Consider the following 12,579-nt stretch of genomic DNA (forward strand, 5'->3'; position numbering starts at 1 on the left):
CTTTCAGACAGGAGATACAGGATATGGGAAAATTGCAGGCGGGCATTATTCCGGTCACGCCATTCGAGCAGAATTGCACCATCCTGTTCGATCAGGACACCAAGGAGGGCGTCGTCGTCGATCCTGGTGGGGATGTGGACGTCATTCTGCAGGTCGTGTCTGAAAACGGCATCACGCTGAAGGAAATCTGGCTGACGCATGGGCATCTCGATCATGCCGGCGGTGCCGACGAACTGCGCGCGAAACTTTCCTTGCCGGTCATCGGGCCGCATGAGGACGACCGGCCTCTGCTGGAGAGGATCGAGGTGCAGGCGGAGAAATACGGCATCAGCGGTCTGAAGAATGTGGTGCCTGATACATGGTTGAAGGAAGGCGACAAGGTCTCATTTGGAGACCACGTCTTCGAGGTCTATCATTGCCCGGGTCATGCGCCCGGCCACGTCATATATTACAACCGCGATCAGAACTTCGCCCATGTCGGCGACGTGCTGTTTTCGGGATCGGTGGGGCGCACGGACCTGCCGGGCGGAAACCACGAGCAATTGATGGCGTCCATTCGCGACAAACTCCTGCCGCTGGGTGACGATGTCGGTTTCATCTGCGGCCATGGTCCGGGTGGACGGCTGGGCGAGGAACGGCTCACCAACCCCTATCTCAAAGGGCTCTGAGCGCCGGCCCATTAGAGTTTTTCCGCATTTCCAGACGGAAAACCGGATTCCACTTTTCCTGGAAATGCTCTAAGTCCTGCTGGACCGCACAAAAAAACCCGGCATTCCTGCCGGGCTTCAACTAGAAAAGAAAGCCGTTTTAGGGTCAGCCAGCAATCTGCAGATTGACTGCCTTCGGCCCCTTGCCGCGACGATCCGGTTCCGTGTCGAAGCTCACTTTCTGATTTTCTGAAAGTCCGGACAGGCCAGAAGCCTGTACGGCAGAGATGTGAACAAAGATATCAGCGCCACCATTGTCTGGCTTGATGAAGCCGAAGCCTTTGTCTGTATTGAAGAATTTTACGGTGCCAGTTTCGGCCATGCATCAGGTCCTTTTCGCTCTGCCCGCGTTCAGCTACAGGCAGCATTACAGTTTTGCCCCGCGTGGGCGTTGGCAGGCAGTTTTTGACTATTGAGAAAATGGACCTTCGCAGCGGGAAGTAATGGCGTTCTCATCCAACGTTTTTCGTCCCACCGCCCGAGGTTTATAGCGTCCCCAGTGCGCAAATTTATAGGCCTTCCCATGCTCGCAAATTGCCCGAACCGCGGTAGAGTGATGCGTTTATCGAAAATTGGCAAGCAAAAGTTTTCACGGGCTTTTTGTCAGATAAAAAACCTGCGGTAGAATAACATCGCGCAATCGCATATTTTTTCCGCAGAAGCGACAATTGATGAAATAATTGCCGTTTGCCGCAGGATTTCACGGCAAAATTTGAATGCCCTATCTGGATTTATGGCGGAAAGAGAAAAATAAGTTCTTTTTGCGTCAGGCCGCTCCAGCCATGGATTTTTGCCGTTTGCGCGTCAGTTCCGGCACCAGTTCCACGATCAGGATCGCGACGAATATGATCAGGCAGCCGATATAGCCGGCGCCTGAAATGGTTTCCTTCAGGAACACCGAAGCCAGCAAAGCGCCGAAAAGCGCTTCCGAGGACAGGAATATCGCGGCCTGCGGGGCGGTGGTGTAACGCTGGCCGATGACCTGCAGTACGAAGGCGAGGCCGGAGGAGACGAGGCCGACGTAAAGGATTTCCGCCAGCGACGCCTCGATGGAGGCCATGCTGATCGGTTCGAACACAACGCCGATCATGCAACTAAGAAGGGAGCAAACGGCGAACTGGGTGCAGGAAAGCGCCAGCGGCCTTCCGCTTTCGGAAACGAAGCGTCCGGCCAGCGTGATCTGGATCGCCCAGAAGAAGGCGCAGATGATGCTGAGAATATCGCCCGTGGTCAGTGCCTCGAATGCGCCGCCGGAGAGCAGGAAGATGCCGCCCAGCATCATCAGCGCGCATGGCCAGACAATCCAGTGGGGATGACGGCGGTAAAGCACGACGGCGATGACAGGCACGAAGATGACGTAAAGCCCGGTCAGGAAGCTGGAATTGGTGACGGTCGTGGTCAGGAGCCCGACCTGCTGGGTGGTGGCGCCGCCGAACAGGGCAAGACCCACGAGGATGAAGCTACCGATTTCGCGCCGGCGCGGCGGCGATTTCAGCGACCGTGTTTCCATGAGCGCGAAGGGTAGCACGGCGATGGCGGCGATGGCGAAACGCAGGCCGACGAACCAGAACGGGCCGATGGAGGCCATGGCGGAGGATTGCGCGACGAAGCCGCCTCCCCAGATTGCTGCGGCGAGCAGAAGCAGCATATTGGCCTGAATACGAGTCATTGTTGGCACCAGCACAGCAGGGCCGGAAGATCATTCAGTCGCGGCCGTAGCAAACAGGGGAGTTTTGAAATATCGATCCGCGATGCGGATGACTGTTTCCGGGTGCTTTAGCAGCAACCTGCCGATGCCGCAAGTCGAAGGGAGGGCCGCTTATTTGTAGCGGCGGGCCTCGTCCTTCAGGCTGCGCCGGGTGAGCATCAGGCCGCCAATGCCGAGGCCGATGAAGGCTGCGGCCGAAAGGACGATGAGCAGGATGTGGGGACCCGCTTTGGTCGTCGCCGCCACCTGCGGAATGGCGGAAGTATGCAGGGTATCGACCGCCTGGGCAGCCGCATTGGCCGAGGTTGCGATGCCGGCGGCCATGGTGACGATGACAAGAAAAGCCGCAACGGCCATCCAGAGGGAAAACAGCGTTCTCTGCGCCCTTAACCTTTCAACGGAAGTCCGATCGTTGGTAAACATGGCTGTCGCCTCTTGTCCCTGTTCTTAAAGGATAAAAGAGGCTTCGAAATGGACGGCTTGGAGACCGAATTCTGGCGTTCCGCGGCATTTATTGCGGCAATATTGTGGCAAAGCCGGTTAGGAGAGCCGTTTGGCCGGGTCTGGCGTCAGAGGCCGCGTTTTCCGAAGGTTCGGGTCTGGCGCAGCGGGTGCGGATCGGCGGGGCGTTCTTCCCGGAAAAATGCCGGTGGCGCAGGGCCTCTTTCCGCCCTTGACGGGGCGAAATATTCACTGCCGAGTTCCGGGAAACGTGTGTCGAAACTGGTCGGGGCAAGTTCGGGCTTTGCCAGCACGTAGCCCTGCATCAACAGGACGCCGAGTTCCTCGCACAGATCGACCTGCCACGCGGCTTCAAGTCCTTCGAAGACCGGCTCTATGCCATCGGCGCGAAACTGGCTGACGATGACGCGCAGAAGGGCGGCACCCGCCGAATTCTGCATGAAATCGCGCACCCACCCGGCTTCGAATTTCACATAGTCCGGCTTGATGAGCTTCACCCGGTCGATGTCGGAATCGCCGGCGCCATAGTCATCGAGCGCCACGCGAAAGCCGATATCGTGCATGTGATAGGCGAAGTCGGCGACCATCTGCGTGTCGGAGGCTTTTTTCTCGGAGATTTCGCAGACGATGCGATCCGCCGTCATGCCGGCTTCGTGGGCGGCAAGACGCATGCGCTCCACTTCCTGGCGCATCTTGGCTGGCGTCTGGAACAGGCCCGGATGGAAGTTGACGAAGATGCGGGCGCGGGACCGGTTGAGCCTGCCGGTGTTGAGAATGTGGATCGTGCGCAGGATGCTGTCGATATTTTCGATGTCTTCCGGCGCGACCAGCGAGAAAAATTCGCCCGGCGTCACCGGCTCGCCATTGCGATGGGGACGCACCAGACCCTCGAAGGAATCGATGTCGAGAATACCGCTCGCCGTGCGGCGGAAAATGGGCTGCAGGGCCGATTTCAGGTTGAAGGTGCTATAGGCCGTGGACCATGTGCCATCGACCTCGCGGACAAGACTGGAAAAGATGCTTTTGAGCGCCATTTTTCAACCAGCTATAGAGACACGACCTCTAGGCTCGCGAATGTAGCGTATCAAGCGTTACTTCCGGGTTAAGGAAGGTTTAAATTCTGCGATGCAGCACATAAGCCGGCTTTTGACCTTGAAAGAAGGCCTGTCTTTCGACATAGAAAATGCCGCAGATGACAAGTTTTCCAACCTCTGCCGATGTCAACCCCAATAGGACCGATTAAAAATGGCCTTCCTTGCCGACATTCTCTCCCGCGTAAAGCCATCCGCCACCATCGCCGTTACCCAGAAAGCCCGTGAGCTGAAAGCGAAGGGCCGCGATGTGATCAGCCTTGGCGCCGGCGAGCCGGATTTCGATACGCCTGAAAATATCAAGGAAGCGGCCATCGACGCCATCAAGCGCGGCGAAACGAAATACACGCCGGTTTCGGGTATTCCGGAACTGCGCAAGGCGATTGCCGACAAGTTCAAGCGCGAAAACGGCCTGGATTACAAGCCGGAGCAGACGATTGTCGGCACGGGCGGCAAGCAGATCCTTTTCAACGCCTTCATGGCGACGCTGAACCCCGGCGATGAAGTCGTCATTCCGGCGCCCTACTGGGTGAGCTATCCGGAAATGGTGGCGATCTGCGGCGGTACGCCGGTTTTCGTCGACGCCACGCTGGAAGACAATTTCAAGCTGAAGCCGGAAGCGCTGGAAAAGGCGATCACGCCGAAGACCAAGTGGTTCGTGTTCAACTCGCCGTCCAACCCGTCGGGCGCCGCCTATTCGCATGACGAGCTGAAGGCGCTGACCGATGTGCTGGTCAAGCATCCGCATGTCTGGGTGCTCACGGACGACATGTATGAGCACCTGACCTATGGCGATTTCAAATTCGTCACGCCGGTCGAAGTGGAGCCTTCGCTCTATGACCGCACGCTGACGATGAACGGCGTCTCCAAGGCCTATGCCATGACCGGCTGGCGTATCGGTTACGCTGCCGGCCCGCTGCAGCTGATCAAGGCCATGGACATGATCCAGGGCCAGCAGACCTCGGGCGCAAGCTCGATTGCGCAATGGGCCGCTGTCGAAGCCTTGAACGGCACGCAGGATTTCATTCCGGCGAACAAGAAAATCTTCGAAGGCCGCCGTGACCTCGTCGTCTCCATGCTCAACCAGGCCAAGGGCATCAGCTGCCCGGCTCCGGAAGGCGCATTCTACGTTTATCCGTCCTGCGCCGGCCTGATCGGCAAGACCGCGCCGTCGGGCAAGGTCATCGAGACGGATACGGATTTCGTTTCCGAGCTTCTGGAAGCCGAAGGCGTCGCCGTCGTGCAGGGATCGGCTTTCGGCCTCGGCCCGAACTTCCGCATTTCCTACGCCACGTCGGAAGCGCTGCTGGAAGAGGCCTGCAAGCGCATCCAGCGCTTCTGCGCCGATTGCCGCTGATCGACCGATACAGTCTAGAAGGAAGCCCGGCAGCGATGCCGGGCTTTTTTCGTTTTGGTCAAAGCCCCAGAAACAGCAGCATGATGAAGGTGGCGAAGAGAATGAAATGCGTCATTCCTTCAATCGCGTTGGTTTCGCCGTCATTGAGATTGATGGCGGCGGCGATGAGGGTGATGAAGACCATGACGGTCTGAACTGGCGTCATCGCCATGATGAAAGGCTGGCCGGTATAGAGCGCGATACCTTCCATGACGGGCACGGTCAGGATGACCGTCGACAGCGATGCGCCCATGGCGATATTGACCACGGCCTGCATGCGATTGCGCAAGGCGGACCGGAGCGCGGTGAGGATTTCCGGCGATGCCGAGATCGTCGCCACCACCACCGCCATCAGCGCCGGCGGCGCGCTGGTGCCCTCGAGGCTTTCGCTTAAGAAGGCCGACATGAATTCCGCCAGCACACCGATCAGCACCACGCCGGCGATGATGAGGCCGATGGAGAGCGGTACGCTGCCTTCGTCCTCCTCTTCCGCATGGCCGTCCGATGCCTGGCCGGCCGGATGCGCCTTGCGGGGATAGGCATAGCTGAAGAAATAGCTGTGCGGGCCGACCTGCATTTTGAGGAACAGGGCATAAAGCGCGATCATCGCGACAATGGTGAAGGCGGAGTAGACATGCCAGCTTTCATTGGGGATGAATTCCGGCACGATCATCGAAATACCCATGGCGGTGAGGATCATTACGCCATAGGTCTTGCCGGAATCGTCATTATAGGGCTGCTCGCCGTGGCGAAGACCGCCGAGCAGGGCGGCGAGACCGAGAATGCCGTTGATGTCGATCATCACGGCGGAATAGATCGTATCCCGCACCAGAGTGGGCGAACTGGATTCGCTCATGATAATGGCGAGGATCAGCACTTCCACCGCGACGGCCGACAGCGTCAGGATCATGGTGCCGTAAGGGTCGCCGACCTTGGTGGCGAGGATTTCGGCGTGATGGGCAACCCGCATCGAGACGAGGACGATGAGCCCGATCAGCGCCACCGCGGCGATAAGCGCCGCTGTTTTTCCGGCTTCGAATATTGCATGTTCGGCCAGATAGGCGACGATTGCCGCCGGTATTGCCAGCAGCAGCATGCGCTCCTGTTTCAGAATAGAACCCGCCATCGATTTCCCTTCCCCCTGATCGGCTCAGGCTGTGACGTATCGTCCCCCAGATCAAGCAGGATTTGCGCTTGAATGCTTTTGGTAGGATAGTGGTGTTGCAGGACATGCTGCTCATGCCGCGGTGTCCCATCGGGTGCAATGCTTGAAACGCGGTTGTGGTTGCCATGTCGCCTACCGAGACAGGAGGACCATGCATGACCAAAGTGGTATATGAAATCGTCGAACATGACGGAGGCTTCGCCTACCGCATGAATGGCGCTTATTCCGAAACATTCCCTTCTTATGCGGATGCCGTCGAGGCTGCGCGCATCGTCGCCGCCGAACAGCAGGTGGGGGGCGATGACGAGGAAATCAGCTATCAGGATGAGAGCGGCCACTGGCATGAAGAATACAGCCAGGGCGGCGACCGGCCGGAAGCTGAGGTGGTCGACAAGACGACGCAGCAGGCCAGACCCTTTTGATCGGCGATCCGTGGATTCCCAGCAAAGCCGGGATCACTTTGCCGGGAGTTGTTCGGCATTAGCGCCGTTTCGGCGGAGCGCCCGGATCGGTTTCTTTAAGATGACCCTTGAGGCCTTCGACGAGGGCGCTGAACACGGCACGACATCGCGGCGAGGTCTTGAGATTTTCATGCATCGCGACCCATGTGTGGAGCGGGATGTCGATTTTCGGAAGAACCTGAACGAGCCGCGGGTCCTTGCGCGCCAGGCCGATCTGACAGACGCCGATGCCTGCGCTGGCGCGGATCATGGCAAGCTGGGCGAGATTGCTGTCGGCGCGGATTTCAAAGGAAATTTCCTCAATATCGGGTATGTCCGGATCGAGCGAGCGCATCCGCTGGATGGCCGCCCGAATGAAAGGCGTCTTGCGGTCGAAACCGACCATCCGGTGATGGTTCAGATCTTCCATGCTCTTCGGGGTGCCGGCTCTTGCCAGATAGTCGCGCGTCGCATGAAATCCCAGACGGAAATTGCCGATATAACGCATCACGATCGCATCCTGCTGCGGTTCGGTCATGCGAATGGCGATATCCGCCTCGCGCCTTAAAAGGTCTTCCAGCGTATCGGAGAGCGAAAGCTCGATTTCAAGCCGCGGGTGAACCTCCTGCATGGCCGTGATGATCGGCGGCAGCATTTCCACGCCGATGATATCACTTGCGCTGATGCGCACCGTGCCTTCGATCTTGCCGACTTCGCCGGAGGCCGCGCGCATGAGGGCGGCGGTCGTTGCCGCCAGATTTTCCGCATAGGGGCGGAGTGCAAGCGCTGCTTCCGTCGGCATCAGCCCGTGCGGCGAGCGGATGAACAGCGGAAAGCCGACGGCCTCTTCCAGCGCGCCGATGTGACGTCCCGCCGTCGGCTGGGTGATGCCAAGCTCGCGGGCGGCGGCGGACAGCGAACCGTCGCTCAGCACGCTGAGGAAGGTGCGATAGAAATCCCAGCTGATGTCACGGTTTCTAGTCATAAGATTTTGTATAGCTGCTCCACTCATTTCGATAATTTCGTATATCGCGGAACGGGACGATACTCCAGCCCACAACAAGGAGTACGGCGATGATATATGAAAACAACGCGAATACAGCGCGGAATGAACGGCCTCTGGCCCTGATTTTGGGGGTGAATGGCGGCGTCGGCAGTCAGGTCTCCAGAATGCTGCAGCAACGGGGTTGGCGGGTGAGGGCGATGACGCGCCAGCGGACGTCAACGGGCGCCACGGACGGCGTCGAACGGGTGGCCGGGGACGCCATGAACCGGCAGGATGTGATGGATGCGGCAACAGGCGTGAGCCTCATCGTCCATGCGGTCAATCCTCCCGGATATCGCAACTGGGAAAGCCAGGTGCTGCCGATGCTCGACAATACCATCGCCGCCGCCGAGGCCTGCGGGGCGAGAATCGTCTTTCCGGGCAGCGTCTATAATTTCGGCCCGGACGCCTTTCCGCTTCTGACGGAAGACAGCCCGCAAAAGCCTTTTACCCGCAAGGGCGCGCTGCGTGTCGAGATGGAGCGGCGGCTGAAAATGGCGTCGATGCGCGGCGTGCCGGTGCTGATCGTCCGCGCCGGGGATTTTTTTGGGCCGGACGCGAGAAACAACTGGTTTTCGCAGATGCTGGTGAAGCCCGGAAAGCCGGTCCGGAGTGTCCAGAATCCCGCCGCACCCTATGCCGGGCATCAATGGGCCTATCTGCCGGATGTCGCCGAGACCATTGGCCGGCTGCTGGACCGCGCAGGCGAGCTTCCGGCTTTCGCCGTCTATCACATGGAAGGTTTCTGGGATTTCGACGGGCTGCAACTGGTTGAGGCCATCGAGCGGGTTGTCGGTCATCCGGTCAAGAGGCGGCAGCTATCCTGGTCGGGCATCAAATTGGCCGCCCCCTTCGTTCCCCTGTTCCGCGAAGTGCTGGAAATGCAATATCTCTGGCAGATGCCGATCCGGATGAGCAATCGCAGGCTCACGGATTTCCTTGGGACCGAACCCAGAACACAGATCGACATCGCGGTAGCGACGACGCTGGCGAGCCTCGGCTGCCTTGAACAGAGGCCGCAGCCGTCGAGCCTTTCGCATCCGGCCGATGCCGGGGGCAGGGTGTGATGGCCGCGGTTGCGAATGGGATGTCGGCCCGGCGTCGCGTGTTTGCCGTGATTTCGGCAAGCGTGCCGGTGCTGATCTTCGCGCAGGTGCTGCTGGCCGGGCTGTCGATCTATTACGATGGATCGCTGCTTTCGCTGCACAAGGGGCTCGGCTTTCTGATCGCCGTTCCGATCCTGTCACTGGCGGTTCTCGCTTCCCTATATGACGATCTGCGGCCGAACCTTGGCCGCACGCTGGTCCTGCTTGGTCTTTACTGTCTCCAGGTGGCCCTGATGAGCATCGGCCGGGAAACGGGCAATGGCTTCCTGCAGGCGCTGCACGTGCCCAACGCCTTCGTCATGGGCGCGTTTTCTGATTTTGCCGCGCGGCAGGCGCGAAGCCTGCGCTGAAAGAAAACGCCGCACCGCTTTCGGGCAGTGCGGCGTCTTTGCTTTATCCTTTATCAGGCAAGCGCCGGATAGTCGGTGTAACCTTCCGCTCCGCCGCCATAGAAGGTCGGCTGGTTCGGCTCGTTGAGCGGCGCGTCGTTTTTCAGGCGGCGCACCAGATCCGGATTGGCGATGAAGGCCTTGCCGAAGGCCACGGCGTCGACTTTACCGCTTTCAACCGCCTCGATGGCGCTCTCACGGTCGTAGCCATTATTGGCGATCCAAAGGCCTTTGCCGCCGGCATTGCGATAAGCGGCCTTGAAGGCGGCATAATCGAAAGGCTTGTCGCCCTGCTTGAAATCGCGCGGGCCGCCGGTTGCGCCTTCAACGACATGGATGAAGGCGAGATTGCGCTTGCCGAGCTGTTCCGCCACGTAATTATAAAGCGGCTGCGGATCGGCTTCGAAAATGTCGTTGGCGGGCGTGACGGGCGAGAGGCGAATGCCGGTACGGCCTGCGCCGATCTCTTCCGCCACCGCATCGACAACTTCGAGCAGGAAGCGGGCGCGGTTTTCGATAGAGCCGCCATAATCATCCGTACGCTGGTTGGTGCTGGATTTCAGGAACTGCTCGATCAGGTAGCCATTGGCGGCATGGATTTCGACGCCGTCGAAACCGGCCTCCAGTGCTGCCCGGGCACCGCTGCGGTAATCCTCGAGGATGAGGCCGATATCGTCGATGGTGAGCGCACGGGGCTCGGAGGTTTCGGCAAAAGCGCCGGTGCCGTCATCATTGATGATATAGGTCTTCGACTTGGCCGGAATGGCGGAAGGCGCGACCGGCTGGCCGCCATGCGGCTGCAGCGAGGTGTGGGAAATGCGGCCCACATGCCAGATCTGCGCGACGATCTTGCCACCGGCGGAATGCACGCCATCGGTAACCTGTTTCCAGCCCGCGATCGCTTCCCGCTTGTAGAGGCCGGGAACGTCAGCGTAACCTTGGCCCTGCTGGGAAATCGGCGTGCCTTCCGTGACGATCAGCCCGGCTGTGGCGCGCTGCTCGTAATAGGTGGCGTTGAGATTGTTGGGAATGGCGCCCGGCGAACGGTTGCGGGTGAGGGGGGCCATGACGATACGGTTGGCGAGTGCGATATCGCCGGCCTGTGCCGGTTCGAAAAGACTTGTCATGCGACTTCACTTTCTGGTCGGTTGGCGAAATTGCGCGGGGGACGCGCTGTCTTTCTGATTGGGTGCCGGAATGAAAGCCGCATTGCGGTCTCCGGTCCGTCACCCCGAGGCTCAAAGCTTGGGAGGCTCAGAGATTGGCTTGCAGATAATTGCGGAAGGCGTCGATGGTTTCCTCGTTGCGTTCGAAAAACACCCATTGCCCGACCTTTTTCGACCTTATCAGGCCGGCCGCCTGCAACACCGCCAGATGCGACGAGACGGTGGACTGTGACAGACCGCTGATCTGAAACTGGTTGGCGCATACACCCATGCTGAGCGGATGTTCCTGGCAGAAGTGACTTTCCGGAGACTTCAGCCATTCCAGGAATTTCAGCCTTGCGGGGTGCGAAAGGGCTTTGAGGATTTCCTCCGGGTTCATCGGTGTTTCTTCAATATCTGGCATGTCCGATATTTATATCGGTCATCATCGATATACAAGTCACGTCTCTGTGAGGATCGTCTGTGAGGATCGAGGGGGGGCGGGCAGGCATTTCCAAAAAAGAAGGCCGCTGGATATCTCCGCGGCCTGATAAGTTTGAAGGTCAAAACCTCCAGAGGGGAACAGCTGTCGCGTGCCTTGGGCGAGCGTGACAGCTGACTAAAATATGGGTGTGGGAATAATGCAAAACAAGGTTGCATCATGCGATATTTCGCCAAATTGGAGAAAATTCTTGCGGGTAAAAAAAGAGGGCCGCCGGATGGATCCAGGGCCCTTTAAGTGTGAAGGTCAAAAACCTCCAGAGGGGAACAGCTGATGCGGTGGAACTGGGAGGAAAAGCCACCGTGTGCATCAGCTGAGAGCGATATGGTGCTTTTTTGTGCACGAAACAACTCTTTTTTGTGCAGGTCAGGCATGCGCACCGCGCAGCCCTCGATATTTCCGGTATATTTTATGTGCAAAGCTGAAGAGGGGCGCCTGTGCGCCCCTCTTGCTTCTGCCTTTGTAAGGCTTTGAATTTGAAAGATTATCCTTTGACGTCGATTATTTTAACGTCAGAAGTTCCAGTTCCGAGCCTTGGCGACGATGAAGTCACGGAAAGCCTTCAGCTTTGCAGCGTTTTTCATTTCGTCCGGATAGCAGAAATAGGTATCGAATGACGGAATATCTGCCGCGAGCGAAAGCTGGATGAGGCCCGGATCGCGGCCGACGATATAATCCGGCAAGCAGGCAATACCGATTCCCAGCAGGCAGGCGCGCTTGATCGAGGTCTGGCTGTTGATCTGCAGATGCGGCGTGCGCGTATTGTCGGAAGAACGTCCGGCATTTTCCAGCCAGTTGACGTCCAGCAGATAGTTGGGCGCCGGTTCGCCGAAGGAGATGATGCGGTGGTTGTCGAGATCCTCGATCGACTGCGGTTCTCCATGGCGGTTGATATAGGACGGTGCGGCATAGACGTGCATGTGCACCGTGAACAGCTTGCGCTGAATGAGGTCCGACTGCTGCGGCTGGCGCAGGCGGATGGCGCAGTCGGCGTGACGCATGTTCACATCCAGCTCCTCATTGTCGAGGATGAGCTGGATCGACATTTCCGGATAGAGCTGCAGGAATTCCTGCACCTTGTCCGTCAGCCAGCCTTGGCCGAGACCGACGGTGGTCGTCACGCGCAGCTTGCCGCTCGGCTTCTCCGTCGTTTCGGTGAGCTGCATCTTGACGGTTTCGAGCTTCAAGAGCACGTCATGGGCGGTGCGGTACAGCAACTCGCCCTGTTCGGTGAGGATGAGACCGCGGGCGTGGCGATGGAACAGCTTGACGCCGACATCCTGCTCGAGCGCGCTGACCTGACGGCTGATGGCCGACTGGGACAAATGCAGCTTGTCAGCAGCATGGGTGAAAGACCCTGCTTCGGCTGCGGCATGAAAAATGCGCAGTTTATCCCAGTCCAATGGCATTGCCATGCCTATCC

Annotated in this window: 14 protein-coding genes; 5 read left to right on the top strand and 9 right to left on the bottom strand. The window is 58.8% G+C overall.

The window, feature by feature from the left end; genetic code table 11:
- Positions 1–23: 23 nt before the first annotated feature.
- On the top strand, positions 24–668 hold the full coding sequence (locus EM858_RS20560; RefSeq protein ID WP_080816329.1) for an MBL fold metallo-hydrolase: 645 nt from the start codon (positions 24–26) through the stop codon (positions 666–668).
- 145 nt (positions 669–813) lie between these two features.
- On the opposite strand, the gene EM858_RS20565 is transcribed toward EM858_RS20560, so the two are convergent.
- The 4 genes from EM858_RS20565 to EM858_RS20580 form a co-directional block, all read right to left on the bottom strand.
- Positions 814–1,029 (bottom strand): cold-shock protein, encoded by a 216-nt coding sequence (locus tag EM858_RS20565; RefSeq protein WP_003494703.1) that lies wholly within the window; start codon positions 1,027–1,029, stop codon positions 814–816.
- Between the two features lie 444 nt (positions 1,030–1,473).
- A complete protein-coding gene (locus tag EM858_RS20570; RefSeq protein WP_003522862.1) occupies positions 1,474–2,376 on the bottom strand; it encodes a DMT family transporter in 903 nt (300 codons plus the stop codon).
- A gap of 150 nt (positions 2,377–2,526) precedes the next feature.
- On the bottom strand, positions 2,527–2,838 hold the full coding sequence (locus tag EM858_RS20575) for a hypothetical protein (RefSeq protein ID WP_080816331.1): 312 nt from the start codon (positions 2,836–2,838) through the stop codon (positions 2,527–2,529).
- 146 nt (positions 2,839–2,984) lie between these two features.
- Positions 2,985–3,911 carry an EAL domain-containing protein gene (locus tag EM858_RS20580; RefSeq protein WP_059757465.1) on the bottom strand — a complete coding sequence of 309 codons (927 nt, stop codon included), beginning with the start codon at positions 3,909–3,911 and terminating at the stop codon, positions 2,985–2,987.
- Positions 3,912–4,122: 211 nt separating this feature from the next.
- On the opposite strand from EM858_RS20580, the gene EM858_RS20585 reads away from it, so the two are divergent.
- A complete protein-coding gene (locus tag EM858_RS20585) occupies positions 4,123–5,325 on the top strand; it encodes a pyridoxal phosphate-dependent aminotransferase (RefSeq protein ID WP_127757816.1) in 1,203 nt (400 codons plus the stop codon).
- 58 nt (positions 5,326–5,383) lie between these two features.
- Here EM858_RS20585 and EM858_RS20590 read toward each other — a convergent pair whose 3' ends face one another.
- Complete coding sequence (locus EM858_RS20590) at positions 5,384–6,490, bottom strand: calcium:proton antiporter (protein ID WP_065655735.1); 1,107 nt, start codon at positions 6,488–6,490, stop codon at positions 5,384–5,386.
- Between the two features lie 194 nt (positions 6,491–6,684).
- On the opposite strand from EM858_RS20590, the gene EM858_RS20600 reads away from it, so the two are divergent.
- Positions 6,685–6,951: a DUF2188 domain-containing protein gene (locus EM858_RS20600; protein WP_003522857.1), complete on the top strand. Its 267-nt coding sequence runs from the start codon at positions 6,685–6,687 to the stop codon at positions 6,949–6,951.
- Between the two features lie 58 nt (positions 6,952–7,009).
- Here the strand turns inward: EM858_RS20600 and EM858_RS20605 are convergent, their stop codons facing one another.
- Positions 7,010–7,954 carry a LysR family transcriptional regulator gene (locus tag EM858_RS20605; RefSeq protein WP_003522856.1) on the bottom strand — a complete coding sequence of 315 codons (945 nt, stop codon included), beginning with the start codon at positions 7,952–7,954 and terminating at the stop codon, positions 7,010–7,012.
- A gap of 89 nt (positions 7,955–8,043) precedes the next feature.
- Here EM858_RS20605 and EM858_RS20610 point away from each other — a divergent pair, with 89 nt between their 5' ends.
- Together EM858_RS20610 and EM858_RS20615 are read left to right on the top strand one after the other, a co-directional pair.
- Complete coding sequence (locus EM858_RS20610; protein WP_127757817.1) at positions 8,044–9,081, top strand: NAD-dependent epimerase/dehydratase family protein; 1,038 nt, start codon at positions 8,044–8,046, stop codon at positions 9,079–9,081.
- Complete coding sequence (locus tag EM858_RS20615) at positions 9,081–9,470, top strand: DUF6220 domain-containing protein (protein WP_127757818.1); 390 nt, start codon at positions 9,081–9,083, stop codon at positions 9,468–9,470. The genes EM858_RS20610 and EM858_RS20615 overlap by 1 nt, the downstream gene beginning before the upstream one ends.
- A 53-nt stretch (positions 9,471–9,523) precedes the next feature.
- On the opposite strand, the gene EM858_RS20620 is transcribed toward EM858_RS20615, so the two are convergent.
- The 3 genes from EM858_RS20620 to EM858_RS20630 all read right to left on the bottom strand — a co-directional run bounded on the left by EM858_RS20620 (position 9,524) and on the right by EM858_RS20630 (position 12,565).
- Positions 9,524–10,636 carry an alkene reductase gene (locus tag EM858_RS20620; protein ID WP_003522853.1) on the bottom strand — a complete coding sequence of 371 codons (1,113 nt, stop codon included), beginning with the start codon at positions 10,634–10,636 and terminating at the stop codon, positions 9,524–9,526.
- Between the two features lie 127 nt (positions 10,637–10,763).
- A complete protein-coding gene (locus EM858_RS20625; RefSeq protein ID WP_003522852.1) occupies positions 10,764–11,054 on the bottom strand; it encodes a metalloregulator ArsR/SmtB family transcription factor in 291 nt (96 codons plus the stop codon).
- Between the two features lie 614 nt (positions 11,055–11,668).
- Complete coding sequence (locus tag EM858_RS20630) at positions 11,669–12,565, bottom strand: LysR family transcriptional regulator VtlR (RefSeq protein ID WP_020011327.1); 897 nt, start codon at positions 12,563–12,565, stop codon at positions 11,669–11,671.
- Between the last annotated feature and the right edge of the window lie 14 nt (positions 12,566–12,579).

Source organism: Agrobacterium sp. CNPSo 2736 (assembly GCF_004005385.1).
Taxonomy (GTDB): domain Bacteria; phylum Pseudomonadota; class Alphaproteobacteria; order Rhizobiales; family Rhizobiaceae; genus Agrobacterium; species Agrobacterium leguminum.

What these genes read in the sequence shown, in the direction of transcription:
- EM858_RS20560 (WP_080816329.1), top strand. Translation starts at nt 24, where the DNA reads ATGGGAAAATTGCAGGCGGGCATTATTCCGGTCACGCCATTCGAGCAG.
- EM858_RS20565 (WP_003494703.1), bottom strand. Translation starts at nt 1,029, where the DNA reads ATGGCCGAAACTGGCACCGTAAAATTCTTCAATACAGACAAAGGCTTC.
- EM858_RS20570 (WP_003522862.1), bottom strand. Translation starts at nt 2,376, where the DNA reads ATGACTCGTATTCAGGCCAATATGCTGCTTCTGCTCGCCGCAGCAATC.
- EM858_RS20575 (WP_080816331.1), bottom strand. Translation starts at nt 2,838, where the DNA reads ATGTTTACCAACGATCGGACTTCCGTTGAAAGGTTAAGGGCGCAGAGA.
- EM858_RS20580 (WP_059757465.1), bottom strand. Translation starts at nt 3,911, where the DNA reads ATGGCGCTCAAAAGCATCTTTTCCAGTCTTGTCCGCGAGGTCGATGGC.
- EM858_RS20585 (WP_127757816.1), top strand. Translation starts at nt 4,123, where the DNA reads ATGGCCTTCCTTGCCGACATTCTCTCCCGCGTAAAGCCATCCGCCACC.
- EM858_RS20590 (WP_065655735.1), bottom strand. Translation starts at nt 6,490, where the DNA reads ATGGCGGGTTCTATTCTGAAACAGGAGCGCATGCTGCTGCTGGCAATA.
- EM858_RS20600 (WP_003522857.1), top strand. Translation starts at nt 6,685, where the DNA reads ATGACCAAAGTGGTATATGAAATCGTCGAACATGACGGAGGCTTCGCC.
- EM858_RS20605 (WP_003522856.1), bottom strand. Translation starts at nt 7,954, where the DNA reads ATGACTAGAAACCGTGACATCAGCTGGGATTTCTATCGCACCTTCCTC.
- EM858_RS20610 (WP_127757817.1), top strand. Translation starts at nt 8,044, where the DNA reads ATGATATATGAAAACAACGCGAATACAGCGCGGAATGAACGGCCTCTG.
- EM858_RS20615 (WP_127757818.1), top strand. Translation starts at nt 9,081, where the DNA reads ATGGCCGCGGTTGCGAATGGGATGTCGGCCCGGCGTCGCGTGTTTGCC.
- EM858_RS20620 (WP_003522853.1), bottom strand. Translation starts at nt 10,636, where the DNA reads ATGACAAGTCTTTTCGAACCGGCACAGGCCGGCGATATCGCACTCGCC.
- EM858_RS20625 (WP_003522852.1), bottom strand. Translation starts at nt 11,054, where the DNA reads ATGAACCCGGAGGAAATCCTCAAAGCCCTTTCGCACCCCGCAAGGCTG.
- EM858_RS20630 (WP_020011327.1), bottom strand. Translation starts at nt 12,565, where the DNA reads ATGCCATTGGACTGGGATAAACTGCGCATTTTTCATGCCGCAGCCGAA.